The organism is Ruegeria sp. BB9 (genome assembly GCF_056539345.1).
Genome location: NZ_JBQFUU010000001.1, coordinates 1,430,893 through 1,456,152 on the forward strand (window position 1 = coordinate 1,430,893; position 25,260 = coordinate 1,456,152).

Sequence of the window (25,260 nt, forward strand, 5' to 3'; positions counted from 1 at the left end):
TTCTGACGGGACGGGATTTCACGGTCGAAGAAACCATTTTGGGAGCGCGAAGTGCGAGCTGCAGTCGTCAGAGAGTTCAACGAGGACCTTTCGATTGAAACGGTCCCGGACCCAACCTGCCCCGACAACGGAGTGGTCTTGGAGGTCGCCGCCTGCGGCGTGTGCCGCTCGGACTACCACGGCTGGTCCGGTGCCCACCCGAAAGTTCAAAACGGCTCCATCCTAGGGCACGAATACTGTGGCACCGTGGTCGAGGCCGGGTCCAATGCGAAACACAAAGTGGGTGATCGCCTCATCGCCCCATTCATCCTAGGGTGCGGCAGTTGCCATGCCTGTCAAACCGGAGTGTCGAATACCTGCGCCAACCAGATCGTTCCCGGATTTGGCGCACCGGGCGCCTATGCGGAATATGTTGCGGTGCCCTTTGACCATAACTTGGTTCACTTGCCAGACACACTCTCCCCTGCCCTCGCCGCCGGCCTGGGCTGCCGCGTCACCACCGCATGGCATGCTTTGACGGACCGAGCAGATGTTGCTGCGGGCGAATGGGTTGCCGTCCATGGAACCGGTGGAATTGGTCTGTCCGTTCTCTTGCTTGCGAAAATGCTGGGATGCCGGGTTGTCGTGGTGGATGTGGTCGATGAGAAACTCGAGCACGCAAAACTCCACGGCGCGGACGCGACGGTCAATGCATCCAAAGAGGATGCGGCGACCGCGATCCTGGATATCACCGGTGGAGGAGCGCAGGTTTCCATCGAAGCTCTGGGCATCGAAACAACGACGAACGCTTCGCTGGAGTGCCTCGCGATCTTGGGCCGTCATGTACAGATTGGGATGCCGTCGGGTGAAGGTTGGATGCGCATGAACATGCGCGCGATATATTCCAAACAGCTCTCGGTTTATGGCACCCGGGGCATGCCGTCCTGGAAGTACCCGCGTCTGCTTGGACTGATCGAGCGGGGTAACGTTGACATACAGCCGATGGTGGCCCGAGAGGTCCGCCTTGAGGATGCCAGCGGTGAGCTTCGCGCGATGCGTGGCCCGACCTCGCCCGGCACCGCCGTAATCACAAGTTTTCGACCTTGATTGGGTGCCTGTGCCTTGCAGGATGCACGCGGACCCAAATAGTTAAAGTATTTAAAAATAATAACTTAAGGCGAGTAACGTCGTTTGCCCGGGCTGTCGCCACACACACGCCAAAACACTGTTCCCGAAAAATATTGTGAAGCCGTTTCAACAAGAAAAGCCCGCCCAAACAGTTTTGGTCGGTCCAGGCGGGCTTGCCTATCAGAGAATGAAATCACCTTCGTCTAGGCTGCTTGCGCGGACGCCGAACAACGAGATTTCCGTGTCTCCCAAATCGATCTTGGTCTTGAAGAAACGGCCGCTGATCGCATCCTCGACTTCCTCGTAACCTGTGAAGCCATAGGCGCTGAGGTCGATCTTGTCGCGACCTGCGCGAAAGCCGAACACAGTGTCATGACCGCCGCCTTGTTCGAAGACGAAGCTGTCAGAGCCCGAGCCGCCGATGAGTTTGTCGTTTCCGGCGCCGCCCGCGATCTCGTCGTTTCCGCGGCCGCCGAAGATGATGTCGTTTCCACCCTCGCCGTTCAGGGTGTCGTCACCCTTACCGCCGAAAACTTTGTCCCGACCGTCACCGGCGAGAACCAGATCGTCACCACTTCCTGCGAAAACGATATCGTTGCCGCCTTTGGCATCGATCAGGTCATTGTCCCGACCTGTGCGGATAACTTCGCGACCGTCGTCTCCGATGACGAAATCGACTGCCCCTGAACCGTCAGATTGCAGTAGATCGGCGGGCAGCAGAACGCCGTTCAACACATGGATCACACCGTTAGACGCCTGAATGTCGGTCGCGATGAGGCTTGGATCCTGAACGTCCGGATCGGCATCGACTAGGGTAAGGGTCTCGGCATCCACACCAATCGTTCCGCCCTGGAGCGTTTCGATTTCCTCAGACGCCAGAACCTGGCTGGCCTGCAGGCTTTCACCCGAGACATGGTATGTCAGCACCGTCGTCAACAGCTCGATGGGATCGTTTCCGCCGTTGAGCAAACGCAGTGCGTCAACAAGGTATGCAAACGCTCCGCCCTCATCGCTGCCTTCGTATCCCAGTGAGTTCGAGAGCGCGATAAACGCGTCATCGGTCGGCGCGAAGGCGGTAAGGTCGGCATTCGGGTCATTAAGGGCGCCCGCCAGATCAGCCGCGATCAGAGCTTCTCGGAGAATGTCGAAATCACCTCCGTTTTCGTCAAAGCCGGATGCGCCGCTTACCGCCAGAACGGTTTCCGTAATCGTCGGGGCGTCATTGCCTGGCAGATCGATCGGCAGCAGAACGCGATCAATCACGTGGACCACGCCATTGTCCGCCAGGATGTCTGTCTGCACCAGCGACGGATTGATGAGGTCCGGCTCCAGATCGCCAAGTGTCGGTAGTTCGGACGCATCGATCACTCCGCCCTGAAGTGAGGTCACCGAACCCGCCGACGCAATCTCGGACGACCCTTGGGTGCCAGCTGCAACATGGTAGGTGACGATCGTCTCAAGCAGCGTTGCGGTTTCCACCGGATCTTCGTTCAGAGAGGTCAGAAATGCGGTTACGGCTGCGGTGTCAGTAACGTCGCCCGCAAAACCCAGATCAGCTGCAAGCTGCCCGAATGCCGCGTTTGTCGGGGCAAAAACCGTGTAGGTCGCAGAAGGGTCACCGGCAGTTCCACTGAGGACACCAAGGTAGTCAGTCCCCTTCTGGTCATCGATAAAACCTATTGCTGCGACAAGAATGCTAAAGCTTGGATTTCCTGCGGCAATTCCTGCAATTGTCGTCATATTTTCCTCCACCTGAGATTTGCAAGCCAATGATTGGCTTACCGCTGGTACGGAGCGCACAGGCCGTTCGGATCAAATATTTCTGAATCACGATATGTCCCCGGCGGTACCGTGTGGATCGTTCCCGCGCCCACTGAGGCCGAAACCAAAAAAGAAATCCAACCGGGTCAGATCAGCGTATCGGTCATCAGTTGAGAACAAAGGTGACGGCCAATGGGAAAACCCAAATTCGTAGTCGAGACGGGGCGTCAGGAACTTCGCGAAGTGCGTCGAGAAAGCTGGCGGCTGTACGTTTTTGTCGGTGTTCTCAGTTGCTTCACCAACCTTCTGATGCTGACCGGGCCATTGTACATGCTGCAGGTGTACGACCGGGTATTGGGCAGCCGATCGGTGGAAACGCTGGTCGCTCTCTCGGTGCTTGTTGCGTTCTTGTACGGCATTCTGGGCCTGCTTGAATATGCTCGGGGAAGGATTTTCGGACGCGTCGCGGCGCGTTTCCAGGCACGCCTTGACCGTCGGGTTTTCGAAGCTGTGCAGCGTAAGGCCTCGGTCGCTCCGGACGATCAAACGGAAACCGGCCTGCGCGATCTTGAGGCTGTTCAGCGGCTTCTGTCATCTCCGGTTCCAATGGCCTTTTTCGACGTATTCTGGACGCCCGTTTTCCTCTTGGGCATCTGGATATTCCACCCGTGGCTTGGCGCTGTTGCTGCGTTGGGTGGTTTGCTCATCTTGGCACTGACGGGTTTGAACCGAGTTTTTTCGGCACGGCCCATGTCGAATGCCAGCCGTGCTGTCGCCTCGTCCGAAGCAATGTCCAACCAGCTGCGGAACGAAGCCGAAATCGTTGAGGCGATGGGTATGCGCGATGCGACCTTCACGCGGTGGAAGACGTTGCGCGACCGGGCGCTGAAGGAGCAGATCCGCTCGGCTGACGTAAGCGGCAGCTTTGCGAACGTAACAAAGACTTTCCGGTTGTTTTTGCAGTCAGCCATCCTTGCCGTTGGTGCATATCTTGTGCTTCAGGGGGAACTGACTGCAGGCGCAATGATTGCCAGCTCAATCCTGCTGGGCCGAGCGCTGGCACCGATGGAGCAGCTTGTGGCGCAATGGCAGTTGGTTCAGACCGCAAAAAGAGGCTGGGACAATCTGGCCGAACTGCTCGGCACCGTACCGCCCGAACGTGTGAATACGCGACTGCCGAAACCCAAAGCCAAGTTGGTTGTTCAAAACCTGACCGTCTTTCCGCCGAACTCACGGCAAGCCGCTCTGAAATCCGTTTCGTTCAGCGTGAACCCAGGCGAAGCAGTTGGCTTGATTGGATCATCCGGCGCGGGGAAGTCCACACTCGCCAGATCCTTGACTGGCGTATGGCGTCCGCACAGCGGCACAATCCGACTGGATGGCGCCGCGCTGGATCAATACGGCTCGACCGAACTTGGCAGCCTTATCGGCTATCTTCCGCAGCGGTTTCAGCTGTTCGACGGCACCATTGCCGAAAACATTGCCCGAATGGCGCCCGAGCCGGACGATGCCGCCGTCGTGGCAGCCGCAAAGAAAGCAGATGCGCATGAGATGATACTGCGGCTCGCTGATGGCTACGACACCTACGTATCGGCGAACGGAGGGCAACTGTCCGGTGGTCAGATGCAACGTATCGGCCTTGCCCGCGCCATGTACGGAGACCCCGTGCTGCTCGTGCTGGACGAACCAAATTCAAACCTCGACGTCGAAGGCAGTGCCGCGGTCAATCGCGCAATTGAAGAGTTCAAGGCAAACGGAAAATCCGTGTTGATCGTGGCCCATCGACCGGCCGCAATCCAGGAATGCGACAAGCTGATAATGCTGGAAAACGGCACCGTCCGGGACTTCGGCGCCAAGAAAGACGTGCTTCGGAAACTCGTTATCAACCACGAACAAATCGCAAAAACCGCCAGACAGGGAGGCCTGAAATGAAACCGGAACGGTCCGACATCAACTCGTCCCTGTCGTGGTCTGCGCGCGGACCAGTACTCGTGGGTCTTGCAGGCCTGATACTGTTGCTTGGGGGCTTTGGATATTGGTCCTTCACGACCAATATTGCCGGGGCAATCGTTGCCAGCGGCCGAATTGAAGTCGATCAAAATCAACAGGTTGTGGAACACCCCGATGGTGGCGTGGTCGCCGAGATACTTGTCGACGAAGGGTCCTTGGTCGAGGCCGGTGACGTCCTGATCAAGCTGGCATCCAATGACCTTGCTACCAAATTGGCGATCGCCGAAAAAGAGCTTTACGAACTCATGGCCCGCCGTGGTCGTCTTGAGGCGGAAAGAGACGGAACCGAAGAAATCCGATTTGATCCCATACTTCAGCAAGCCGCATCTTTGGACAGCGACATCGCGGACTTGGTCTATGGTCAGGAACGTTTGTTTGCGGCGCGCAAGGAATCCATCGCGCAGGAGATTGATCAGCAACTCAAAAGGGTTGGTCAGATCGACAGCCAGATTGTCGGGATTGATGCTCAAAAACTGGCGCTTGCCACTCAGCTGGACCTGATACGAAAGGAACTGACGGATCAGGAGTCCTTGTTTGAACGCGGATTGGCGCCCGCATCCCGCGTCCTGTCATTGCAACGGGAAGAAGCACGCCTGAGCGGCACGATGGGTGATCTGACCGCCCGTATCGCGGAATCCGAAGGGCGAAAGACCGAAATCGAGATTCAAATCCTCAAATTGCAAAGCAAACGTCGCGAAGATGCCATTACCCGCCTCAGGGACCTACGGTATCGGGAACTGGAGTTGCGCGAGGAAACGACGAATATTGCAGAGCGTATCGCAAACCTTGAAATCACGGCACCGGTCTCTGGGGTCGTACACGGATTGAACATCTTCAGCCTTGGTGCGGTCGTGAAACCGGCCGATCCGGTATTGTACCTGGTTCCGCAGGATCGTCCGCTGATCATAAGTGCCCGCGTCGACCCCATTCACGTCGACCAGATGTTCGTGGGACAAGATGTCGTTTTGCGCTTCTCGGCCATGGATCAGCGCAAGACGCCTGAATTGACAGGACGGGTCACCCTGGTTTCTGCGGATGCGTTCGAGGAGGCTTCGACAAACCAGACCTACTACACGGCCGAGATCGCACTGAATGCCGGAGAGCAGAAAAAACTGCCCGCGGAAACACCTCTGGTCCCTGGAATGCCGGTCGAAACCTTCATACGGACGCAGGACAGAACACCGATTGCCTACCTGATCAAACCGTTCAGCGACTATTTTGCGAAAGCGTTTCGTGAGACTTGAGTGTTGGCCCTATGTCGCCGTCAAATCAAGCCACGATCGATTGACTTAGGTTTTTCTGGCCCAGCACGGGAAACCTGTGTGTTGCGACTGGCACGAAGATAATCCCGCTTCGCTCTTGAATAAACGCCAAGGCAACTTCATCAACCTGAGCTCGGCTGTTTCCTGCAGAGCACCCTGCCGCCTGCAGCGCCCATCACTCCAGAAAGTCGGAGACCAGACGCTGGAATAGTTCAGGCTTCTCGGCATGAACCGCATGGGCGCAACCCGGCACGACCGCAAGCGAGGTCTTGGGGATTTCTTGCCAAAGCATATGAGTCTGACTCCACGGATAAGTCCGATCCCGATCGCCCCAAAGCACAAGTGTTTCCTGCCGGAATTGGCTAAGGTTCTGCTCTCCGGACCAGGAGTACATAGCGTCCAGGCCGGCGTTTATTGCAGCCAGTTTACTTTGCGCGGCGACGGCGGCGCAGTGCTCAAACCCTTGTGCGGCTTCACGATCCAGAAACCAAGTTGCAGCGATCCTATGGGCGGTTGCGGCAGGCGATTTCCTGAGAGATCATGACGCCCATCGAGCGCCCCAAAAGGTGGTGCCACGTCAGCCCGAGGTCGTGGAGGCGCTGCATCACCCAATCCGCCGTGCACAAGGGCACCCAAAAGCCGTTCAGTTAAAGGTGCAACTTCTGTACTTCCATCGAAGTAGCACATCATTGGTCAACGACAGGCTTTCTCGATCAACGCAATAGGTCAGTATGCACCCGCACAGGCGATGATACAGGACACTCGGCAGCCATCCGTTGAAGTCGGTTCAACTTCTGCAGCGCGACCCAACCGGAGCGTTTGGTCGAGCAGCCACGCATTGCCATAACCACGTTGTCCGCAGAATTTCAGACGGCATCAACGCTACAGATCGAACGGTCTAATACCCGGATCGATGAGCGACGAGACCTGGCTCAATCAGACGGCATTTGCGCCGTTGGTGTCGACATGGAAATCGCTCGTTCCTCATCCGTCATATCTTCGGCAATCCCGTCAAAGAGCGGTGTCGAAAGATACCGCTCGCCTGTGTCGGGCAGCATCACCAGCATCACCGATCCGTCCGGGGCGCTTTTGGCCACTTCCATTGCGATGGCAAATGTGGATCCCCCTGAGATTCCGGTGAAGATCCCCTCCTCTGCGGCCAGACGCCTGGACCAGGCAATACCATCCGCTCCGGCGACGGGAAGCAGGTCATCATAATAAGCATTGTCCAGAGCTTCCTGAAGCACATACGGGATGAAGTCGGGCGTCCAGCCCTGAATGGGATGCGGCTCGAAGGCCGGATGGCTCTCAGTGGGCTGATGGGCCTCGTTGCGGGTGTTCACGTAGCCAGACCCGACAATCGCAGCGTTTGCAGGTTCGGTAAGGATAATCTTGGTGTCAGGGCGATCGCGCTTGAGAACGCGCGACACGCCCGAAACGGTACCGCCTGTTCCATAACCGGTGATCCAGTAATCAAGCCGCTCTCCTTCGAAATCGCTTAGTATTTCCCTCGCTGTCGTGGCCTCGTGGATGTCGGCATTGGCGCTTGTCTCGAATTGGCTGGCGAGAAACCAGCCATTTGCCTCGGCCAACTCCTTGGCCTTGGAGTACATCCCAAAACCCTTGAGCGCACGAGGCGTGAGCACAACCTTGGCCCCAAGAAACCGCATCAACCGGCGGCGTTCCACCGAGAAGCTGTCAGCCATAGTGACCACAAGCGGATAACCCTTTGCGGCACATACCATCGCAAGACCAATCCCGGTATTTCCCGAGGTAGCCTCGACGACCGTTTGCCCGGGTTTAAGCCGACCTTCCCTTTCACCAGCTTCGATGATGTTCAGCGCAAGGCGGTCCTTGACCGAGCCCGCGGGGTTGAAGGCTTCAAACTTGACGTAGACCGTCACGTTGGCCGGCGCGATTTTGTTGATGCGAATGCACGGCGTGTTGCCGACCGTGTCCAAGACGCTGTCGTATAGACGGCCGCGCCCCGATGTGGTTCGAATTTCCATCTGCCCCTCCTACTTATCCACTTTTCTTCAAATGCGACGAAGACTGCCACAAGCGCGATGCAATTGATAGAACGTCGACAGCACAGCAGAAGAACGGACCTTCTCGAAGCACGAGCAAGTCAGACACGCGTGACCCAATTTCTTGATCGATTAGATTGCCCTAGAGTTGCCGCCATTAGGCTCAATCGTCTGGACCGCCGAGGGCCATTGAAGCGATTTGCCTGGAGATGACTGCCGCCTTCTGCATCGATAAACTTGCCCGTAAACCGGACGCGCTGACCTGGGCGCCTGACCGAACCTTCGAGAACGTGGCTCACTCCAAGCACTCGACCGATTTCCCGGATAGGGGGCGAGGTTGCGCGTCTCCGCTCTCACAGGCCCTCTCCGAAGCCACTAAAGCTGAGAGCCGATTGGCAAAATACTGAAAAATCCAGCTACGATATGATCCCATGCCGAACCGGTTGGTTCTGAGTCATATTCGAGAACTTCTCCGTTCTCGCCCCGGGTTCTCCATTTAAGTTGGCCAGCACTCTCCAGCGTCACATGATATGTATATGCTGGAAGCGCATCGTCCAAAGCACCCATGGTTTGTGCGGTCAGCGCCGGAGAGTCGATGAGAATGCCCATTTCCGTGTTAATGTTGACTGAACGAGGGTCCCAATTGAACGAACCGACAAACAGATATCGGTCATCGACAGCGAACGCTTTGGAATGAAGACCTGACCGAGATTGAGCCCAGTTTATTCCACGACGTTGGACCTGATAAGCGTCAGGCCGCAATTCATAAAGCTCGACCCCACCGCGCAGCAACGCCCGGCGTTTCTTGGCGTAGTGCGCATAGACTGGCGCTACGTCGTTTGAAGCAAGCGAGTTGGTTACGACTTTGACTTCGACACCTCGGTTTTCCAGTTCGGTCATCCACTTCACGCCGTTGTTGCGTGGCACGAAGTAGGCCGAAACGATATTGACCTCCCTGTCAGCACCTTCGAAGTAAGGCAGCAGTTGCGACGCGAGAATTGGATCTGAGTTATCAAGCCCTGCGGCTTTGGAAGGCGGGTCGGCGTAGAGTTTTGCAGGCACCCAATCCAAGGAAAGCGTGCCGTCTGCAAAGCTCTCCCTTGCAGATTTTCTGAGAGCTTCGCCGTACTGGGTCCGCTTTGCCGCCTCCACGAGCTCATTCAGTCTGCTTCGCGCTTGGCCAAGCGAAAATTCTTCAGGTTGCCCGACGACCACGCGGGCCGGAACCGCGAACTCACTGTTCCAATATTCGTCAAAACTTTTGGAAACTTCATTTACGACGGGACCGGCTGCCAGAACATCCAGATCCGCATAGTTCATTTCCTCCCGTGCCAGGAAGTACTCGGCGCCTATATTCCGGCCACCGACAATTGTGAACACATTGTCTGCGGTCATCGACTTATTGTGCATTCTGCGATTGATCCGCTTGAAATCCGTGAGCCCGGCGATAATCAGGCTTTGATTGCGCCAGAAAGGATTGAACAGACGGATTTCAATATTCTCGTGGTAGTCCAATGCGGCTGTCATCGCGTCATATCCGGATGTGTCCATGTCATCCAAAAGCAAGCGAACACGTACGCCTCGGTCCGCCGCCTGCAAAAGACTCGCCGCAAAGAGATGACCTGTCGGGTCGTTATGCAAAAGGTAGTATTGAGCGTCGATCGATTGTTCAGCTGCTGCAGCGAGTAGAAGCCGTGACACCAAGGCTTGTTCACCGTCGCTGATCAATTTGACACCGGACCGGCCGTCTTTTGGGTCCCCAAGCCGGGTCGCCGCCTGCCCAAGTGCGTTGTTTGTCCTAGCCGAAAATGAAACCGAATTAACCTTCTCATATGTACGAACTTTCGGGGTACAAGCGACAAGAGCGAATGTGCAGAACGCACAAAACATGATTGTCCAAGGCTTCATCGACTTCCTCCGCTCGTCGCTCATAGGTGACTACGCCAAGAGGCACGATTGCAAGTATGTTCCGAGAAAGGTGGGGAGGTTTCTTGGAGTCGTGTCGTTCCAGAGGAATTGCGGCTCAAAGCCAGTCAGCCTGTCATACTAAAAAATTTGATCGCCTGACGAAGCACCCTGTCCAAAATCGCAAGGCAAACCGCAACCTCAGAAGCTCTGAATTTGGAATGTGCACAGAAGACAAGATATACGGGCGCGAAGTCAGGGTTCGTTCTATCGACGCGTTCTAAATAGCCCGAGCTATTGGGCAAACGGCCGATAGCTCCAATGAGCGGTCACAAAGCAATTCCGCGAAGGGCCGCTTCGAGCCCAAAATTTCGATGCTGCAAAACAAACAAACAAAAATTAGTGCACTGCTCCCTGGCATTGGACCGCCGAAAGCTGGATTTTTCCTGGACCAGTGCAGGCAGAGCAACTGAGGATCAGGCAAGCGGGAAATTAGGGTTGGCTTTCTTTGGCCGCACCGTAAACGAAGTCAAACAACGACGGCACAAGGGCGTCTAAACCAACCACAACACAAGGCAACATGCGACGGAACCTAGGGACAGGCTTCCGACAACCAGTTGCAAGTGGAAGCGAGATGCCGGTTGGGCGCTGTGCGCTTCCAATCGGGAATACACGCGGCGGGCGTTCATCCACGCTCCCCAATAGATCAGCAGCGAGATCAACACAAAAAGAGTGGCTGCGGCTTTCGCCAGCCACTCGGGCTCGACGGCGGAAAATACGGCCTTGAGGCCAAGGGCGATGGCCACGCATGCCATTCCGGTTCTCATCCATCCCGCAAATGTGCGCTCATTTGCCAAAATGGTGCGATCTTCGGCCCAGTCGGTCCGCTCCTCGGCCAAGTTTTGGCTTTTCGTGTTTTTTTCAGACATTGCCGCCCTTTGGACTAGTCACCAGATCGGAATGTGCAGGCTTGCCGGTTTTTCGGCTAGCCTGCACAAGACCTTAAACGCGCACAGTTGGGTCGCAAAACGACACACGCGCCCGGTCACCGCGTCAGCTTGATTTCGAGATCGCCCGCAGCATCCAAGCTGCCTGCTCATGAAATGCCGAACGTTCGGTCGCCAGATCTTCCGTCACGACGTCTTTGCGCCTTCCTGCAAGCTCGGTCAGGGCGTGCAGGCGGTGCGCCGCCCGCTCGTGATCAGCAGCCAGATCTTCGATCATTTCGGCGGCGGACAGGTCCCCTTCGCGATCCTTGATGGCCGAGAAATCCAGGATGTCGGACATCCGCGAGGGCGCCAGATGGCCCAGCGCGCGAATGCGTTCCGCGATCTCATCAGCGGCGGCGAACATGTTTTCGTACTGTTCTTCCGTCAGCTTGTGGATCGAATAGAACAGCGGGCCCTCCGCGTTCCAGTGATACGCATGAGTCTTGAAAGTCAGCCGGTAGGTGTCGGCCAGAACATCAGCCAGACCCTTGGCCAAGGGCGCGGTGTCGCGCACGCCAGTCGAAACGGGGTTTTCGTTCGGGACAACGTTCAATGCGTCGGTCATGACAACTCCTTTTTTCTACTGGGGAAGAAACGGCCAAAGGCGGATTTGGTTCCACTTTCGACGAAAATAATCAGGTGACAGTGGGCATCCCGCCATCAGCCGAATAGTCGACCGACACCCGCAGCAATGTCGGAACGGCGACGTCGGCAGCCGCCTGCAGAGCAGGAGCAAGTTTGCTGTGGCTTTCGATGTCGTGGTAGACCCAGCCAAAGGATCGGGCAAGTGACTCCCAATCGGGGTTGCCGAAGGAAAACTCGCGCGCACCTGGCTGTTTTTCGTCGATCAGACCATAGCCGTTGTCTTCCCAGACCAGAACAGTCACGGGCACGCACAACCGGGCCGCCGTCTCCATCTCCTGAACGTTCATCAGGAAGTCCCCATCACCGCAAACGGCGATCACCCGACCCTCGTCCAACAGGCGGGCAGCCTCGATCGCTCCGGGCAGCGCAAGGCCCATACCGGCCAGGCCGTTCGGAATGATGATTTGACCCGCTCGGCGTGCTTGAACCTTGCTGGCGACCCAAAGTTTGTGCAGGCCCACGCCAGACAACAGAACGTCGCTTTCGCGAAGCGTCTCGGAAATCGCCTGACAAATGTCCGACGGCGCGACGCAGGCGGCATCTGTAGCTGTTGGTCCACCCTCCAGCGAGGCGTCAATCCTCCGCTGGAGACCTTTGAACCAGCTTTGCGTGGGACGTTCGGCGGTGGCCTTGGCCAGAACGTCGATGCAGTGCGGAAGATCCCCAGTCAGAGCGGCCTTTACCGGCCAGTCCACATCAACAGTCGAGGCCACGTCCGTGATCTCGAGTACCGGCTTCTTACCGCCCATCGAGATGTTCGAGGGTGGATATTCAACCGGGTCAAACCCGATGGCAATGATCAGGTCGCACAGGTCGAAGGCTTCTGATGCCAACTCCTTGCCCGGCTGACCGATCGAATGCAGCGAGAGCGGGTGCCCCGGAGGCAAAACGCCTTTGGCCATGAATGTCGTGACGACCGGGGCAGACAGGCTTTCCGCAAGTGCCCGAACGTCGCTTGCGGTGCCGGATCGGATCACCCCGTGTCCTGCGAGGATCAAGGGCTTTTTCGCCTCGGCCAGCAGGCGCGCGGAACGGATGACCGCATCGGCCGCCGGTCGCACCTCGGCTGGCGGCGGCGCCACGAAAGGTTCGGCCAGAATCGGAACCTCGGCCAGATCTTCGGGCAGGGAAAGATGGACGGCTCCGGGTTTGTCGAGCTTGCTCAATCGCACGGCCTCGGCCACGACTTGGGGAATTTCATCCGCGACCATCAGCGTTCGGCTCGACTTGGTGACTGGCGCGAAGAGCGCTTCGAGATCAATGATCTGATGGCTTTCGCGGCCCAGCCTGGACCGCGCGCCTTGCCCCGTGAGGGCGATCAGCGGCACATGGTCAAGCGTGGCGTCAGCCACACCGGTGACAAGGTTGGTCGCTCCAGGTCCAAGCGTCGAAAGGCAAGCCGCCGGGTTCCCCGTCAACCGACCGTGAACCGATGCCATGAACGCCGCCGACTGCTCGTGCCGGCACAGGACGAAGTCGATGCTCGACTGGTCGATTGCGGCGATCAGATCGGTTGTTTCCTCACCCGGAACACCGAATGCACAGGTCACGCCGTTGGCCTCGAGGCAGGCAATCAGCAATTCGGCGGCGGTTTGGGTATGGACGGCATCTTTCATGGGGCTTTGAACCTCGGGGTACTGTTTCAGGGAGTGCGGATGCGCCGGAGTTTACCCACGGATCAGCCGCAAGATCAGCGAACCGATGAACAGGACCAGAAAGATCACGAAAAGGACCTGTGCGATACCGGCCGAGGCCGATGCGATGCCGCCAAACCCGAAGATGCCAGCAACGATAGCAAGTGCGAAAAAGATCAGCGCCCAAGACAACATGGGATTTCCTTTCATTTTTGTGACTACTGAGGGGTCAACGCTTGGAACCCCAGATTCGTTCCGGATCATTTTGGTGGAACCTTTGGCGACCGCCCGCGTTGGGTCGATGAAAGGAGATCTGACATGACACAGAAAACGGCGAAGAAGGCCCCTCAGGACACTCACCATGTCGAGATGGCGGCGCGGATCGACGAAGCGGCCAAGGAGGCAAAATCAGCGTTGGAAGATGGCGTAACCGCAACGCGTGACACGTTGAAGACGGCGCGCGACGAGGCGCAAAAGCAGCTGACACAGACATCCGAGAAAAGTGCCGCATTCGTGCGCGAGAACCCGGGCTTGGCAATGGTCGGAGCGTTGGGCGTGGGTGTCCTGCTGGGCCTCGCGTTGCGCAAGGCGGACCGCGGTTAGAACACGCGGTACACCGCGACCGATATGGGCATCGAATACGTATTGCCGGCCATGCTCGGCTTGGGTTTGGCCGGTCTACTGATCTGGTTTTTCATCAGGAATCGCTGACAGCGCTATTCGTCAATGCCACGCCAACCAGCCCGCCATCCCAACGACCCAAAGCGCCTCAGCCGCGCTTTGGGTCTTCTTCTATTTCGGGTTTGATCTGGGCGTAGGCCAGCATCGTGAAGACAGCGGTTCCTCCGATGATGTTGCCGGCGAGAACGGGTAGGAAAAAGCTGAAAACGGCTGCGCCTACTGGCAACTGCCCCTGAAGCATCAGAACCGCCATTTCCACCGATCCGGCAACGACGTGGGTAAAGTCACCGGCCGCAATCATCCAGGTGAAGATTACAATGACCAGCACCTCGTTGTTTTGTGCCGATGGCAGCATCCAAACGATCGCCGCAATCAGGATCCCTGCCGGTATTCCGCGCAGAAAGCCAACCCGGGCGCCCATGCCGGTGGCGTGATGGCTCAGGTCGTTGATGACTGAGACGAGCTGGGGCGACAACACAGGCGTATGGATCAGGAAGGCAGATATCGCAAACGCCCCAAGCACATTGGCACCCAGAACGATTGCCCACAACCTCGCGGTTTTGGTGAAGCAGGCAACAGACGGATTAATCATGGCTGGAACGACGGTCGTTATGGTGTTCTCGGTGAACAACTGCATCCGCCCCAAAATGACCAGAACAAAGCCGAGAGAATAGCCCAGGTTCTCGATCAGGAACCGACCGCTGGTGTCGGGCAGATGTGCCCGCAAGATCGCTTCGCCCAGCACCGAAAAGCTGATCAGCACTCCTGCGGCAATCCCGGACCAGAACAACGCTTTGGTCGGCCGATCCAGTTCCTCCTCGCCGTTTTGGCGGATGGTCTCGAATATCAGGCGCGGAGACAGCCCGGACGCTTCTTCGACCGCTTCGCGCTCGCTTTCTTTCTCGACAAGATCTTTTCGCGGCGCTTCGTGTGTATCGGACATTTTGACCTCATGTATCGACCTTCAATCCCAACGTTCTGCCGGTCGTTTTGGTTCCGTCAGGCGAAGAAATCCTCAAGACTTCTACGAGAACAGGTACCACACCCAGATCTTTGTCGGGAACTTTCAGCCACCTATCGCGTTGTATCCTCGTAGGAACAACGACACGTAATTCGAAAGGAACTTCGGTATGGTGGAAGTATATGGCATTGGCGGTCTGATCGTCCTGGTTTTGTCGATCTGGGCCATTATCTCGATCATCGGTTCGTCTGCGACGACCGGTGCAAAAATCCTGTGGGTCCTTTTCGTTCTGTTGCTTCCGGTCATCGGATTCATCTGCTGGCTGATCTTTGGCCCGAAGGCCGCGCGCAGCGCGATCTGATCAGTTCGGAAATTGTCAGTACAAAACAAAGCGCGGCATCGGCCGCGCTTTTTTCGTTCAAGGATATTGGGGGCACAATGCGCCCTGCGCCGTTTCACCCAGGATCAGAACCGATCTTCAAGCCGTTCCCACTGAAATCAATGGATGCAATCGTGCGGGCAATATCCGCGGCCGTGAAAGGCCGTGTCAGAGCCGCGCATTCAAATTGAGCTTGCACCTCGGGGGACGGGTCCAACAGCAACAGTGCACTGCCGCGTTCAACCAACAGCCGCGCGACGGCGTTGAATGACGTCTCACTTCTGCGATAGCTCAGAACGCCTAAGACCGGGGCGAATTGGGGATCCTGCCAGAAGTGCCCACCCGCGTGCAGCTCGCGTATATGGACAATGCGATCGGGCGAAACTCCGGGGACGGCATCACTGATGTCCGCTGCTTCGATAAAGTTTTCCGTAACAATCAAAACATCTGCTACGCTGCGGGAAGAGACTTTCATCAATACCATCCTGAAATCTGTTCGATGCCACCGTAGGGCAATCCCGCAGCACCGCAATAAACTATGACACAGCAACGGAAAATTTCTCTGATCGCATGTGCGGACTGTCCGCTGAGGCAGATGGACGTCTTCCGGCCGTTCGCGGAAGACGACCTGCGGTTCATGCAGAGTTTCAAAACCGGCGAGATGCAGGCCGAACCCGGAACGCAACTGTTCATCGAGGGCACGAAATCCGCGCATCTGTTCACGGTTCTGAGCGGGATGGGCGTTCGTTACAAAACGCTCGAAAACGGTCGCAGGCAGGTCATCGGTTTTGTGCTTCCCGGCGATCTCGTCGGGCTGCAGGCTGGCGTCATGGGCGAGATGCGGCACTCCGTCGAGGCGACAACCGCGATGCGGCTGTGCTTGTTCAATCGCTCGCGGCTGTTCGAGTTATATCAGAACCAGCCTGATCGGGCCTTTGACCTGACATTCCTGGCAGCCGTCGAAGAGCATTTCCTGGGCGACGCCCTGACAACCGTTGGCCAGCGCGGCGCGATCGAGAAGATCGCGTGGAGCCTGCACCGCTTCTACACACGGTCCCAGGCCGTCGGATTGGCCAAAGGCTTGCGGTGTCCGCTGCCCTACCGGCAGCAGGATCTTGCGGATGCGTTGGGCTTGTCGCTGGTTCACACGAACAAGACCCTGCGCCGGCTGAAGGATCTCGGCCTGGCCGAGTGGGCCAACAATGTGCTGCAGATTAACGATCTTGAGGGTCTAGCCGAGCTTGGCTTGGTCGAAATCACCGAAGCCGTTCCGCGCCCGCTGATCTAAACGTGGCGGATGGACAGGAATAAAAGAACCGCCGACCGAAGAATCGGCCGGCGGCTTGACCACATACTTTGCGACTGAGCAGCCGGTTTACGACCCTTCGTAGGCCGGCATGTCCTTCAGCATCTCCTTGTCCGCGTGAACGAAGGCATAGGTGGTGTCACCATCGACTTCACGCATCAGCGACACGCGCGAGAAATCGATCAGAACATCCTTTTCCCCCAAGCCGAGGAACCCGCCGACGCCGATCACGGCCCCATCGACCGATCCGTCCATGTCGACGACAACCTCTTCGATCTCACCGATCCACTCTTGCGAGACGTCATAGACGCGCATGCCGGTCAGATCTTCGGCCGGGATGGTGCCTTGGGCAACGGGGACATAACCCTCGATGTCGATGGTGGTGGGATCAACTGCATCGGCCATCTGCCCAGCTTTTTCGCTGATGTACTCACCGGTTGCTTCGGCGGCCTGGTCGACGTCTTCCGCCGTGTTCTGCGCAGCGTTCTTGATGTCCTGCGCGGTATTGGACAGTGCATCACCGGCTGCCTCGGCTGCCTCTTCCAGATTCTTGCCGACTTCTTCGACATTCGAGCTTTCTGCATAGGCCGATGCCGACATCACCAGAACGATCGAAGTTGTGGTCAGAAAACGTTTCATAGCTCACTCCTTTGGTCTGTTCTGACCGCATTTCCCGCGGTCTTGTTGAACAAACGAATGACGCCGCGACTTGTTCCCAGAAAAATGCAAAAATATTTGTTTTAAAAAGAAAAAACCGCGCATCTGCGCGGTTCGACAAGTTGTGTCCAGATACTCAGACCGGGTGCAGCGGGTCGGAAGACCTGGATAGAACCATGTAGTGTTCGTCGTCGGGAATATTGCGTAGTTCAGCGAACGGAAAACTCAGGATAGCTGGTCGCCCGTCGATCAGGAGAAACCGCAGAGCCTTGGTGTCTGGGTCGAGCTCAATATCCAAAAATCTGCCCAACTCACCAGTCGAGTCAAACGCAGGGTTGCCCTGCAACTTCGTAAACCATCGGAAGTTGCTACCGGGTGGCGTGGGTTGGGGGCATTGGCGGAGGGCGTCATTCAGGACCGCCCCCATCACAACCGGCGCAATCGCGTTGCCGAACGGCCCTACGACCAGGGGCGGCAGGCCTTCGATGTCCACTGCCAGGGGATCTTCGTCGTCTTTGCGCTGGCGCAGATGATCCACTTGCTGTTGGGAAATCGCGCACGTTACCTCGCTTGCGCCAAGTTCGAGCGTATCGGCCGTGAACGCCACCGGGTCATTCCCTCCGGTGAGGCTCAGATTGACCAAGACGTACTCCAACTCGGTCTGCCCAGCGCGGATGGCGATATCGGAAACGCGACCAATTTCTTGGTCGGTTCCGGCTGGGACAACGGGCGTGTTGATGAGGTCAGACAGCTTCATGGCGGTGGTGATTTCGTATTGGGGTCGATCTTGGGAGCCGGTGGGGCGTCATTGACTTGATGCCGCCCCACGCGATGTGCGTATCCACCTTTGGGCTACATGTCCTTCATCAGGCGATCCACGATTTCCCGCACGTCTTCTTTCGAATCTCCGTATTTCTTCTGGATGATGCCTTCCAGTTGCTCGCGATCGCCCCGGGCTTGTTCGATCTCATCATCAGTCAAATCGCCGAAACGCTCGATCAGCTTGCCTTTGAATTCGGTCCAGCGTCCAAGAATTTGGTCCCAGTTCATCGTAATTTCCTTTCGATTGCTTCGTCGCTGTCAGTGAAACGCGCCAAACGCGAGCTGGTTCCGGGCGCCGGCGATATTTCTGCGTTGGCCCCGGAAAAAAAGGGGGTCGGGCAGTTACCGAACTTTGTCCTCAGTGGCGTTCGAACTGGTCTTGGGAACAATCTCGCCTTCCATGCGTTGGTGGACCGAGACCTCAACACAGGAGATCGAACCATGCCACGTCGAACCGAGACCACGGAGAACGCAAAAGCCCATGCCCAGGACTTGGCCGGCAAGGTCAAAGACACCGTGACCGCCGAGGCATCGGCCCGGGCCGAATCCTTAAAAGACAGCGCAGCGCAGGAGGCAAAGAGCGCCGCTCATGCAGCTGACGCAGCCGCCGATGCATTTCCCGACCAATCTGTGCAGCATCAGGTCCTGTCGAGGATTGCCGACAACATGGAGGCTGTGGCTGGGCAGGTGCGCTCTGCCGACTTGGCCAGTATGAGCCGAAAGGTATCTGATTTCGCTCGCGAAAACCCGCTGTTGTTCGTCGGATCGGCTGCCCTGGCAGGGTTTGCCGCAGCCCGTTTCCTGAGTGCGCGCAATACGGGCGCGGCCCAATCCGCATCTTTTGGTGCAGATCCGTGGGATATTGATCCGTCGCCGTTGCATGGGACCTCGGTCGATACCTCGGGCCACACCAGCGCGTTGGCGCGAATGAATGGTGGCCGCGATGCATAACCCCAACGATCTGCGATCTGCACCGGGGCTTTTGGCACACGCGCTCAAACATCTGTCGAGTTTGCTTCAGGCTGAGGCGAAGCTTGCCAAGGAGGAGTTCTCCCGAAACCTGACGCGAGCGGGCGTAGGGCTGGCCTGCATTGGCATTGCTCTGATCCTGTTGATGATCGCGCTGAACCTCATGGCAACAGCCCTGGTCGCGTATATCGCCGCCAATGGATTGTCGGTGGGTATGGCCTCGTTGCTCGTTGGCGCGGGCTTGGCACTAGTTGCTGCGTGCCTCGCGCTTTTTGGCCGGTCCCGCATGTCCGCCACCGCCTTGGTTCCCGAGCAAGCCATGAAAAACCTGCAGCGCGACATCGAAGCGATGAAGGAGTCCACCCATGTCTGACCTGACACCCCTTGAAACGCAGATTGCATATGAACGCAGCGCCCTTGCGCGCTCGCTGAATGCTCTGTCGGATACGCTGGCGCCGCAGCGCCTGGCCGACGAGGCGAAATCGACACTCGAAGCCTATGGCGGGCAGATCGGTGCGCAACTCTGGTCCGCGGCTCGAAAAAACCCGGCCGCCTTTGCTCTGTTCGGTGCAGGAGCAGCCCTTTTTGTTGCGGGTCCCGGGTCTGGCGCAAAAAGCACCCAATCCCCGCCCCAGGCCGTACCTCCGCAGCAGGCGTTCGACGGGTTTGACCGGCGTGTTGCCGACGCTGACAGCCGCATGAAACAGGAGATGACCGGTATGACTGAACACAGCCAATCTGCCAGCGTGCTGTCTGCAGCCTTGGATCGTGGTCTGGACAAGCTCTCACCCCAGGCCCGTGCCCGTGTGATCGAGGCGCGCAAGGCCGCAATCGGTGCGCAGCAAGCGGTCGAGAAGCGTGCGCAGAAGGCGGCAAAGGCCTCGCAAACCTTCGTTCATGATCAGCCGCTGGCGGCCGGAGCATTGGCGCTGGGCGTAGGTATTCTGGCTGGCGCTCTGCTGCCCAACACCCGCAAAGAGGACGAGTTGCTGGGCCATCGGCGCGATCAGCTGATGCGACACGCCCAAAGGGTTTTGAACGAAGAACTGGACAAGCTGCATGCCGCGGCCAACGCACGGCTGGATGAGGCGGCTGATCGGGCCTCTGACGCTTTGCGCAGTCAGTGAAGCGCGCCCATGCCAACTGCCTTCAGCTCTCCATCGGCCTTGCGTGCAATGTTGGCGATCCTGACCGGGATCGCCATCATCACCGCTTTGTACCTGGCCCGGTCCATCGTCGCTCCGATCACCTTTGCGTTGGTTTTGGGGGTCGTGGTCGCCCCGCTTGCCGACAAGCTTGAGAAGGTCGGTTGCCCACGTGTGATATCCGCTTCGTCACTGCTGTTCGTGACCAGCACCGTCATCGTCGCGGCTTTCCTGCTGCTCGAACCATTGCTGTCCGCGCTGGTCGAACAGTTGCCTGCCATCAAACGCGAGTTGCGCTCTTGGGTCGCTGCGATGTCCGAATTCATTCGGGGTATCGAAACGCTTGGACGCGAGATCGAGGAAACCGTCGGCGCCGATGGGGCAGCGGAAACGGAGTCCGCCCTTCCGTCAGTGATGGATGCCTTGTGGCTGGCGCCCAATTTCGGATCAAAGATCCTGATTTTCATCGGCACGCTGTTCTTCTTCGTTTTGACCCGACCCGAGCTATATGCCGCAGCCGGCCCGTTGACGGAGCGGCTGTATCTGGCCGACCGCGCGGTCTATCGCTATTTCGCTGCCGTGACGTTGGTCAATATCGGCCTCGGGACGGTAACGGCCGTGGCCTTGGGACTGATAGGCATCAATGATGCCGTGATCTGGGGGGTGGCCGCCGGCCTTCTGAACTTTGTGCTGTATCTGGGGCCTCTGATGATCATGACCGGCCTTCTGATTGCCGGTTTGACTCAGTTCGGCGGGGCAGCGGCCCTGTTGCCCCCGCTGGTTTTCCTCGCAATCAATTTGTCCGAGGCGCAATTCGTGACACCCGCCTTCGTCGGCCAACGTCTACAGGTGAACCCGCTGGTCGTGTTCATCGCCATCATCTTCGGACTTTGGCTGTGGGGGCCGGTCGGGGCCATCGTCGCGCTGCCGATCCTGTTGTGGTTCGGCGTGTTGATGAACCCCAAGGTCATGAGTTCGATCGAAAACACCTAGACGATGTTTTCAGTAACCCCCGGCAACGGTTGCCGCATATCACGCGCGACATCGGCGTCATGCGGGACCAAGAAACCACTGCGCGCTTCGGGGCGACGCAGGCCGTTGGCGCGAACCTCTCGCTTCCACCACGCGAACATGGCATCGGGCTCGATCGGTTTGCTCAGATCATCCGAGAACCACCAATGGTCCACCAGGGCCTGCCGCAGAACCGCAACCCGCTGCCGGTCGGTTACCCGAAGGGCGACTTCTGTGTCCCACCGCAAAGACCGTCCGTTCAGGTTGGCGGACCCGACCAAAGCATGATGGTCATCCACCACCAGAACTTTGTTGTGAACGTGAATGATCGGAGACCCGCTCAGAACCTCGGCGCTGGCATCGGCCCCACTGGCTGAAATCGGTTGGACCGGGGTCGACACCGAAACCCGGTCTTGGAACCCCTGCTGGATGATCTCCAGGCATTTGGCTTGCAGGTCCAACCCGAATTGCGCATCCAATCCGTCATGCCCGCCAAAGGCCACTTCCTCGGGCAAGGCTGGCACAACAAGCACCAGTTTCAGATCCTGCTTGGAATGGCCCGCCTCAGCCAAGGCCTCGGCCAGCCGGGTTGACCTGAAATACTGGGTCTCGATGTGCAGAAGTTGCCGCGCGGCCTGAAAGGCGGCGATGTGCTCGTCCTCGATCTCATGCGCGATGGTCTTTGGCGACAGCCGCCAGAACGCAAACCGGCGTGGGCTGGACAGGGTGCGGCGCAGATGGGTCGTCTGGGGGTCCGGTTGTCCGGTTGCGATTTCATGTTCGAACCGGTCGATATGGCGCGCGGCCTCGGCGGCCTCGGGTCCGCGGACCAGCAATTGAACGTCTGACCATGTGTTTCTGGCCAGACGGTCGTGATCCGGTGTGTCAAAGCGCCTTTCGTTCAAGTCCAATCCGCCGAGGTAGCAGACCTCATTGTCGATTACGGCGACTTTCTGATGGTGCGACACGGTGTGAAGCCGGGGCAACATGTCCGACCCCAGCCGTACCGCCTGCCGTTCGCGTCGTTCGCGGGACAGTTCCTGCATCCGCTGCGCCTTTTTTCGCAAAACCGCGGGTAACAGCGTGGCCCAAGGCAATGCGCCGGCCTGCGCGGGATGCATGGACACGCGAACGCTCAAGCTCGAAGCCAGTTCGGGACCCAGGATTTCCGCAAGCGCAACTGCCTGCCGTTTGGTGCGCCAGCTCAGCTCGTGCAACTCGGTCGCAAAGATCGGGTCGAAATCGCTGATGACCAAATGAAACGAGACACCCTTGCGGATGACATGCTCGATCAGGTCAAACCAGGTATCGCCGATCTGGCGCGCCTCATCGCTGCGCAGCCGCGTCATGAAATCGAATACCCGAAAACTTGCCTTGATTTGGTGCCGGGCCTCCAGAACCGCTTTTTCCAAAGCGGGCCAGGCTTGCTCGGCCGTGATCAGGACCTCAAAGTCATTCTGCTGCGGCACGGGCATCACCGCCTCTCTCATCCGCAATGGTCTTTTGTTCGCTATCCCCTTCTACTTCGGCGATATCGAACGTCACCTCATACACATAATGCGAGGACGTCTCGGTTATGGTTTCGGAACCGTCCAATTGGCGGAGGAAGGCCTGCATCAGCCGCTGACCGATCCCGCCACTGTGGAACAGATCCGCACCGTCGTCCGTCTGCCCGCGCGTGTTGGAGATTTTCAGATGCAGGGTGTTCTCCTCGGGTCGGGTCAATTCCACCGAAATTGTCGGCGGTCCGTCCTGCGGAACGCCTACGTATTTAACCGCGTTCGTCAGTGCCTCGGCCACCAGCATCGACAGCGTGACGGCCTGGTCCTGCCCCAGTTCGACCGGAGCGATCCGACAGTCGACCTCGACCACCTGACCCAGAATTGGCGGTCGATGCGCCAGTTCGGCCACCAAATGCCCGATGAGCGCCTCGGTGTTGATCGTCGTCATCTGCGAGTTCTGGTTCAAGGTTTGGTGCACCATGGCCAGGCCGCGAACCCGGCGCTGCAACTGTTCCAGCAAGCGCCGGGCCTCGGGGGTTTCGGCCTTGCGCAAATGCATGTTCATGATCGAAGCGATCAGTTGCAGGTTGTTTTTGACGCGATGATGCACCTCGCGCAACAACAGCGTTTTTTCCACAAGATCGCGTTCGTGCTGCGCCTCAGCCTCGCGGATCAACAAGACCATGCGGTTGAATGCTGTCTGGATTTGCTGAAACTCCTGCGGCGCGCCTTCCAGGCTTTCAATCGGATCGCGCTCACCCAACGCAAAACGACGCACGGCCGAACGCAAGCTGTCGAGGTGCCGGATCACCAATCGATGCAGGCCCCACAGCGCCACCCCCAGCCCCGTTACCCACATAAGGATCGGGAAGGCAATGGTCAGGGCGGTACTGCCGGCGCCGACCGAAGCCAAGGCCACGTCTCGTGGCCAACTACCAATCACGGCGACTTCACCCGGAATGATCGTCGCAACCGCGAAGATACGCTCCTCTCCGAGGGGTGTACGGTCAGAGAACGTCTTTCCCGAGTTGGAAAGCACCAAACGCTTGTCCGGCGCGGGAGGCAAATAGCCGCTCACTTCGTCGAGACCGACATTCGACAAGAGCACCTCACCGCTCGCATCGAACAGGGCAATGACGACGTCGCTTTTTTGGTCCTCGACATCCAAAGGAATACTGGCGAGGGCATGGGGGATGGATATGGATACGAACCCCAGCAGCTGTGCCCGATCCATGACCGGTCGGGTGACGATAATCACGGATTGCCCTGAAACAGCGCCGGATCGGTTGACGGAAAAAGTCAGCTGCGGGTTTTCGATAATTTTGGAGAATCCCGGAGCGTCGGACAGGTCCATGACTTCGTCCGCTGTCGAACACGCCATGATACCGTCGGGTCGGATGAACCCGGCAAATACAAATTCCGGCGCACTTTTCAGGAACCGATGCATAAGGGCGGAACAGGCGACCCCATCTTCTCGCACCTCCGCCAGCGCCGCCGCCAAACCGGCGCCGGCGCCCACGGCCTTTTGCAACAGCTCTTGTTCCCGGCTGGCCGCCTCGATTGTTCGGGCCAAAACCGAGGAGCGCGAGTTGTCGTCGGCTTCTGCGATGACCGCACGGGTCTGGAGGACGGCAATCAGACCCAACGGCAGAAGCGCCAGAGTGACCAGCGCGGCAAGATAGACGGTCAGGCTGCGCGGCTTCGCATCCATCGATCGTCAGGCCGCCGGTTGCGTCTGAACGATTGCCGCCGTTACCGCATCGGTCAATTCGATGGGTTCGTCATCTTCCAAATCCATCAGTTCGGCCAATTGCGCGCGGGCCCGGTTCACCCGGCTTTTGATCGTTCCAAGGGCGACGCCACACATCTCGGCCGCTTCCTCATAGGAAAACCCTTGTGCACCGACCAACACCAAAGCTTCGCGCTGCTCATCCGTCAACTGATCAAAAGCAACCGCAAAATCCTTCAAGGCCAAACGTCCGTCATGGTCGGGCTTCTGCGACAGGCTCTCGGCCATGGCACCATCGACATCCTCGACCTCGCGCTTGCGTTTGCGGTGCAGGGAAAAATAGGTGTTCCGGACTATGGTGAACAGCCAGGCCCGCATGTTGGTGCCTTCCTGGAACGAGTCGATATTACTCCATGCCTTGATCAATGCGTCCTGCACGATGTCATCGGCCGTGGCCCCGTTTCGGCACAGGCTGATCGCAAAGGCACGCATCGCGCCAATATGTTCGACCAGCTCTTCTCGGGGATCAACCATCCGAGCCTCCCGTGTCACCGCTCTTGGGAACACTGGTCTGATTGCGCAGTTTTTCAAGAAGAGCGACGAACCGATCCGGAACCGGTTCGCTGGCAACCTCATCGAAAGCCCGCTTGAGGTTCTCGTCGATCCTTTGTTCTATTTCTTGCCGATGTTCTCGGCTGGGCTGTGGTTTTGTCATGGCATCATCAAAAATTTTTACTTTTGCTGGAACCATAACGCCC

The 25,260-nt window shown here is 57.9% G+C and carries 27 protein-coding genes; 10 read left to right on the forward strand and 17 right to left on the reverse strand.

The window, feature by feature from the left end:
* Window positions 1-51 precede the first annotated feature (51 nt).
* Complete coding sequence (locus tag ACR0FC_RS07155; protein WP_170339278.1) at window positions 52-1,086, forward strand: zinc-binding dehydrogenase; 1,035 nt, start codon at window positions 52-54, stop codon at window positions 1,084-1,086.
* Between the two features lie 201 nt (window positions 1,087-1,287).
* Here ACR0FC_RS07155 and ACR0FC_RS07160 read toward each other — a convergent pair whose 3' ends face one another.
* On the reverse strand, window positions 1,288-2,847 hold the full coding sequence (locus tag ACR0FC_RS07160) for a fasciclin domain-containing protein (protein ID WP_170339280.1): 1,560 nt from the start codon (window positions 2,845-2,847) through the stop codon (window positions 1,288-1,290).
* A 213-nt stretch (window positions 2,848-3,060) separates the two neighbouring features.
* On the opposite strand from ACR0FC_RS07160, the gene ACR0FC_RS07165 reads away from it, so the two are divergent.
* A complete protein-coding gene (locus tag ACR0FC_RS07165) occupies window positions 3,061-4,800 on the forward strand; it encodes a type I secretion system permease/ATPase (protein ID WP_170339282.1) in 1,740 nt (579 codons plus the stop codon).
* Entirely contained in the window at window positions 4,797-6,122 is a 1,326-nt protein-coding gene (locus tag ACR0FC_RS07170; RefSeq protein WP_170339489.1) for an HlyD family type I secretion periplasmic adaptor subunit, read from the forward strand. Before ACR0FC_RS07165 ends, ACR0FC_RS07170 begins: the two co-directional genes overlap by 4 nt.
* 193 nt (window positions 6,123-6,315) lie before the next feature.
* On the opposite strand, the gene ACR0FC_RS07175 is transcribed toward ACR0FC_RS07170, so the two are convergent.
* The 7 genes from ACR0FC_RS07175 to ACR0FC_RS07205 form a co-directional block, all read right to left on the reverse strand.
* Window positions 6,316-6,432 carry an alpha/beta fold hydrolase gene (locus tag ACR0FC_RS07175; protein ID WP_367646642.1) on the reverse strand — a complete coding sequence of 39 codons (117 nt, stop codon included), beginning with the start codon at window positions 6,430-6,432 and terminating at the stop codon, window positions 6,316-6,318.
* Between the two features lie 640 nt (window positions 6,433-7,072).
* Window positions 7,073-8,149 (reverse strand): PLP-dependent cysteine synthase family protein, encoded by a 1,077-nt coding sequence (locus ACR0FC_RS07180; protein ID WP_170339284.1) that lies wholly within the window; start codon window positions 8,147-8,149, stop codon window positions 7,073-7,075.
* A 393-nt stretch (window positions 8,150-8,542) separates the two neighbouring features.
* Complete coding sequence (locus tag ACR0FC_RS07185) at window positions 8,543-10,075, reverse strand: phospholipase D family protein (RefSeq protein ID WP_170339286.1); 1,533 nt, start codon at window positions 10,073-10,075, stop codon at window positions 8,543-8,545.
* Between the two features lie 551 nt (window positions 10,076-10,626).
* Window positions 10,627-11,001 carry a YidH family protein gene (locus ACR0FC_RS07190; protein WP_170339287.1) on the reverse strand — a complete coding sequence of 125 codons (375 nt, stop codon included), beginning with the start codon at window positions 10,999-11,001 and terminating at the stop codon, window positions 10,627-10,629.
* Between the two features lie 124 nt (window positions 11,002-11,125).
* Window positions 11,126-11,626 carry a Dps family protein gene (locus tag ACR0FC_RS07195; protein WP_170339289.1) on the reverse strand — a complete coding sequence of 167 codons (501 nt, stop codon included), beginning with the start codon at window positions 11,624-11,626 and terminating at the stop codon, window positions 11,126-11,128.
* 70 nt (window positions 11,627-11,696) lie between these two features.
* A complete protein-coding gene (locus tag ACR0FC_RS07200) occupies window positions 11,697-13,322 on the reverse strand; it encodes an acetolactate synthase large subunit (protein ID WP_170339291.1) in 1,626 nt (541 codons plus the stop codon).
* Window positions 13,323-13,373: 51 nt separating this feature from the next.
* Window positions 13,374-13,535: a DUF1328 domain-containing protein gene (locus ACR0FC_RS07205; protein ID WP_170339293.1), complete on the reverse strand. Its 162-nt coding sequence runs from the start codon at window positions 13,533-13,535 to the stop codon at window positions 13,374-13,376.
* 123 nt (window positions 13,536-13,658) lie between these two features.
* Between ACR0FC_RS07205 and ACR0FC_RS07210 the strand changes: the two genes are divergently transcribed.
* A complete protein-coding gene (locus ACR0FC_RS07210) occupies window positions 13,659-13,943 on the forward strand; it encodes a DUF883 family protein (RefSeq protein WP_170339295.1) in 285 nt (94 codons plus the stop codon).
* A 166-nt stretch (window positions 13,944-14,109) separates the two neighbouring features.
* On the opposite strand, the gene ACR0FC_RS07215 is transcribed toward ACR0FC_RS07210, so the two are convergent.
* Window positions 14,110-14,964: a formate/nitrite transporter family protein gene (locus ACR0FC_RS07215; RefSeq protein WP_170339297.1), complete on the reverse strand. Its 855-nt coding sequence runs from the start codon at window positions 14,962-14,964 to the stop codon at window positions 14,110-14,112.
* A 187-nt stretch (window positions 14,965-15,151) separates the two neighbouring features.
* On the opposite strand from ACR0FC_RS07215, the gene ACR0FC_RS07220 reads away from it, so the two are divergent.
* Entirely contained in the window at window positions 15,152-15,343 is a 192-nt protein-coding gene (locus tag ACR0FC_RS07220; RefSeq protein WP_093961670.1) for a PLD nuclease N-terminal domain-containing protein, read from the forward strand.
* 94 nt (window positions 15,344-15,437) lie between these two features.
* On the opposite strand, the gene ACR0FC_RS07225 is transcribed toward ACR0FC_RS07220, so the two are convergent.
* The gene (locus ACR0FC_RS07225; protein WP_170339299.1) at window positions 15,438-15,836 is read right to left on the reverse strand and encodes a hypothetical protein; all 399 of its coding nucleotides are present in this window, start codon (window positions 15,834-15,836) and stop codon (window positions 15,438-15,440) included.
* Between the two features lie 120 nt (window positions 15,837-15,956).
* On the opposite strand from ACR0FC_RS07225, the gene ACR0FC_RS07230 reads away from it, so the two are divergent.
* Window positions 15,957-16,649, forward strand: a complete 693-nt coding sequence (locus tag ACR0FC_RS07230; protein ID WP_480656803.1) for a Crp/Fnr family transcriptional regulator — start codon at window positions 15,957-15,959, stop codon at window positions 16,647-16,649.
* An 87-nt stretch (window positions 16,650-16,736) separates the two neighbouring features.
* Here the strand turns inward: ACR0FC_RS07230 and ACR0FC_RS07235 are convergent, their stop codons facing one another.
* The 3 genes from ACR0FC_RS07235 to ACR0FC_RS07245 all read right to left on the reverse strand — a co-directional run bounded on the left by ACR0FC_RS07235 (window position 16,737) and on the right by ACR0FC_RS07245 (window position 18,374).
* The gene (locus ACR0FC_RS07235) at window positions 16,737-17,306 is read right to left on the reverse strand and encodes a PRC-barrel domain-containing protein (RefSeq protein ID WP_170339302.1); all 570 of its coding nucleotides are present in this window, start codon (window positions 17,304-17,306) and stop codon (window positions 16,737-16,739) included.
* A 154-nt stretch (window positions 17,307-17,460) separates the two neighbouring features.
* On the reverse strand, window positions 17,461-18,081 hold the full coding sequence (locus ACR0FC_RS07240; RefSeq protein ID WP_170339304.1) for a PRC-barrel domain-containing protein: 621 nt from the start codon (window positions 18,079-18,081) through the stop codon (window positions 17,461-17,463).
* Window positions 18,082-18,176: 95 nt separating this feature from the next.
* Window positions 18,177-18,374 (reverse strand): CsbD family protein, encoded by a 198-nt coding sequence (locus tag ACR0FC_RS07245; RefSeq protein ID WP_093961665.1) that lies wholly within the window; start codon window positions 18,372-18,374, stop codon window positions 18,177-18,179.
* 33 nt (window positions 18,375-18,407) lie between these two features.
* Here ACR0FC_RS07245 and ACR0FC_RS07250 point away from each other — a divergent pair, with 33 nt between their 5' ends.
* From ACR0FC_RS07250 to ACR0FC_RS07265, 4 genes are read left to right on the forward strand one after another with little or no spacing between them, the layout of a single operon-like run.
* Window positions 18,408-19,097, forward strand: coding sequence for a hypothetical protein (locus ACR0FC_RS07250; protein ID WP_170339306.1), 690 nt, complete (start codon window positions 18,408-18,410; stop codon window positions 19,095-19,097).
* Window positions 19,090-19,488 carry a phage holin family protein gene (locus tag ACR0FC_RS07255; protein WP_170339308.1) on the forward strand — a complete coding sequence of 133 codons (399 nt, stop codon included), beginning with the start codon at window positions 19,090-19,092 and terminating at the stop codon, window positions 19,486-19,488. The genes ACR0FC_RS07250 and ACR0FC_RS07255 overlap by 8 nt, the downstream gene beginning before the upstream one ends.
* A complete protein-coding gene (locus tag ACR0FC_RS07260; protein WP_170339310.1) occupies window positions 19,481-20,242 on the forward strand; it encodes a DUF883 family protein in 762 nt (253 codons plus the stop codon). The genes ACR0FC_RS07255 and ACR0FC_RS07260 overlap by 8 nt, the downstream gene beginning before the upstream one ends.
* Before the next feature lie 9 nt (window positions 20,243-20,251).
* Complete coding sequence (locus tag ACR0FC_RS07265) at window positions 20,252-21,253, forward strand: AI-2E family transporter (protein WP_170339312.1); 1,002 nt, start codon at window positions 20,252-20,254, stop codon at window positions 21,251-21,253.
* Here ACR0FC_RS07265 and ACR0FC_RS07270 read toward each other — a convergent pair.
* From ACR0FC_RS07270 to ACR0FC_RS07285, 4 genes are all read right to left on the reverse strand, one after another.
* A complete protein-coding gene (locus tag ACR0FC_RS07270) occupies window positions 21,250-22,746 on the reverse strand; it encodes a phospholipase D family protein (protein ID WP_170339314.1) in 1,497 nt (498 codons plus the stop codon). The genes ACR0FC_RS07265 and ACR0FC_RS07270 overlap by 4 nt on opposite strands.
* Window positions 22,724-24,127: a sensor histidine kinase gene (locus ACR0FC_RS07275; protein WP_170339315.1), complete on the reverse strand. Its 1,404-nt coding sequence runs from the start codon at window positions 24,125-24,127 to the stop codon at window positions 22,724-22,726. The genes ACR0FC_RS07270 and ACR0FC_RS07275 overlap by 23 nt, the downstream gene beginning before the upstream one ends.
* A 363-nt stretch (window positions 24,128-24,490) precedes the next feature.
* Complete coding sequence (locus ACR0FC_RS07280) at window positions 24,491-25,036, reverse strand: RNA polymerase sigma factor (RefSeq protein ID WP_005982020.1); 546 nt, start codon at window positions 25,034-25,036, stop codon at window positions 24,491-24,493.
* Window positions 25,029-25,253 (reverse strand): NepR family anti-sigma factor, encoded by a 225-nt coding sequence (locus ACR0FC_RS07285; RefSeq protein WP_367646643.1) that lies wholly within the window; start codon window positions 25,251-25,253, stop codon window positions 25,029-25,031. The genes ACR0FC_RS07280 and ACR0FC_RS07285 overlap by 8 nt, the downstream gene beginning before the upstream one ends.
* Window positions 25,254-25,260 lie beyond the last annotated feature (7 nt).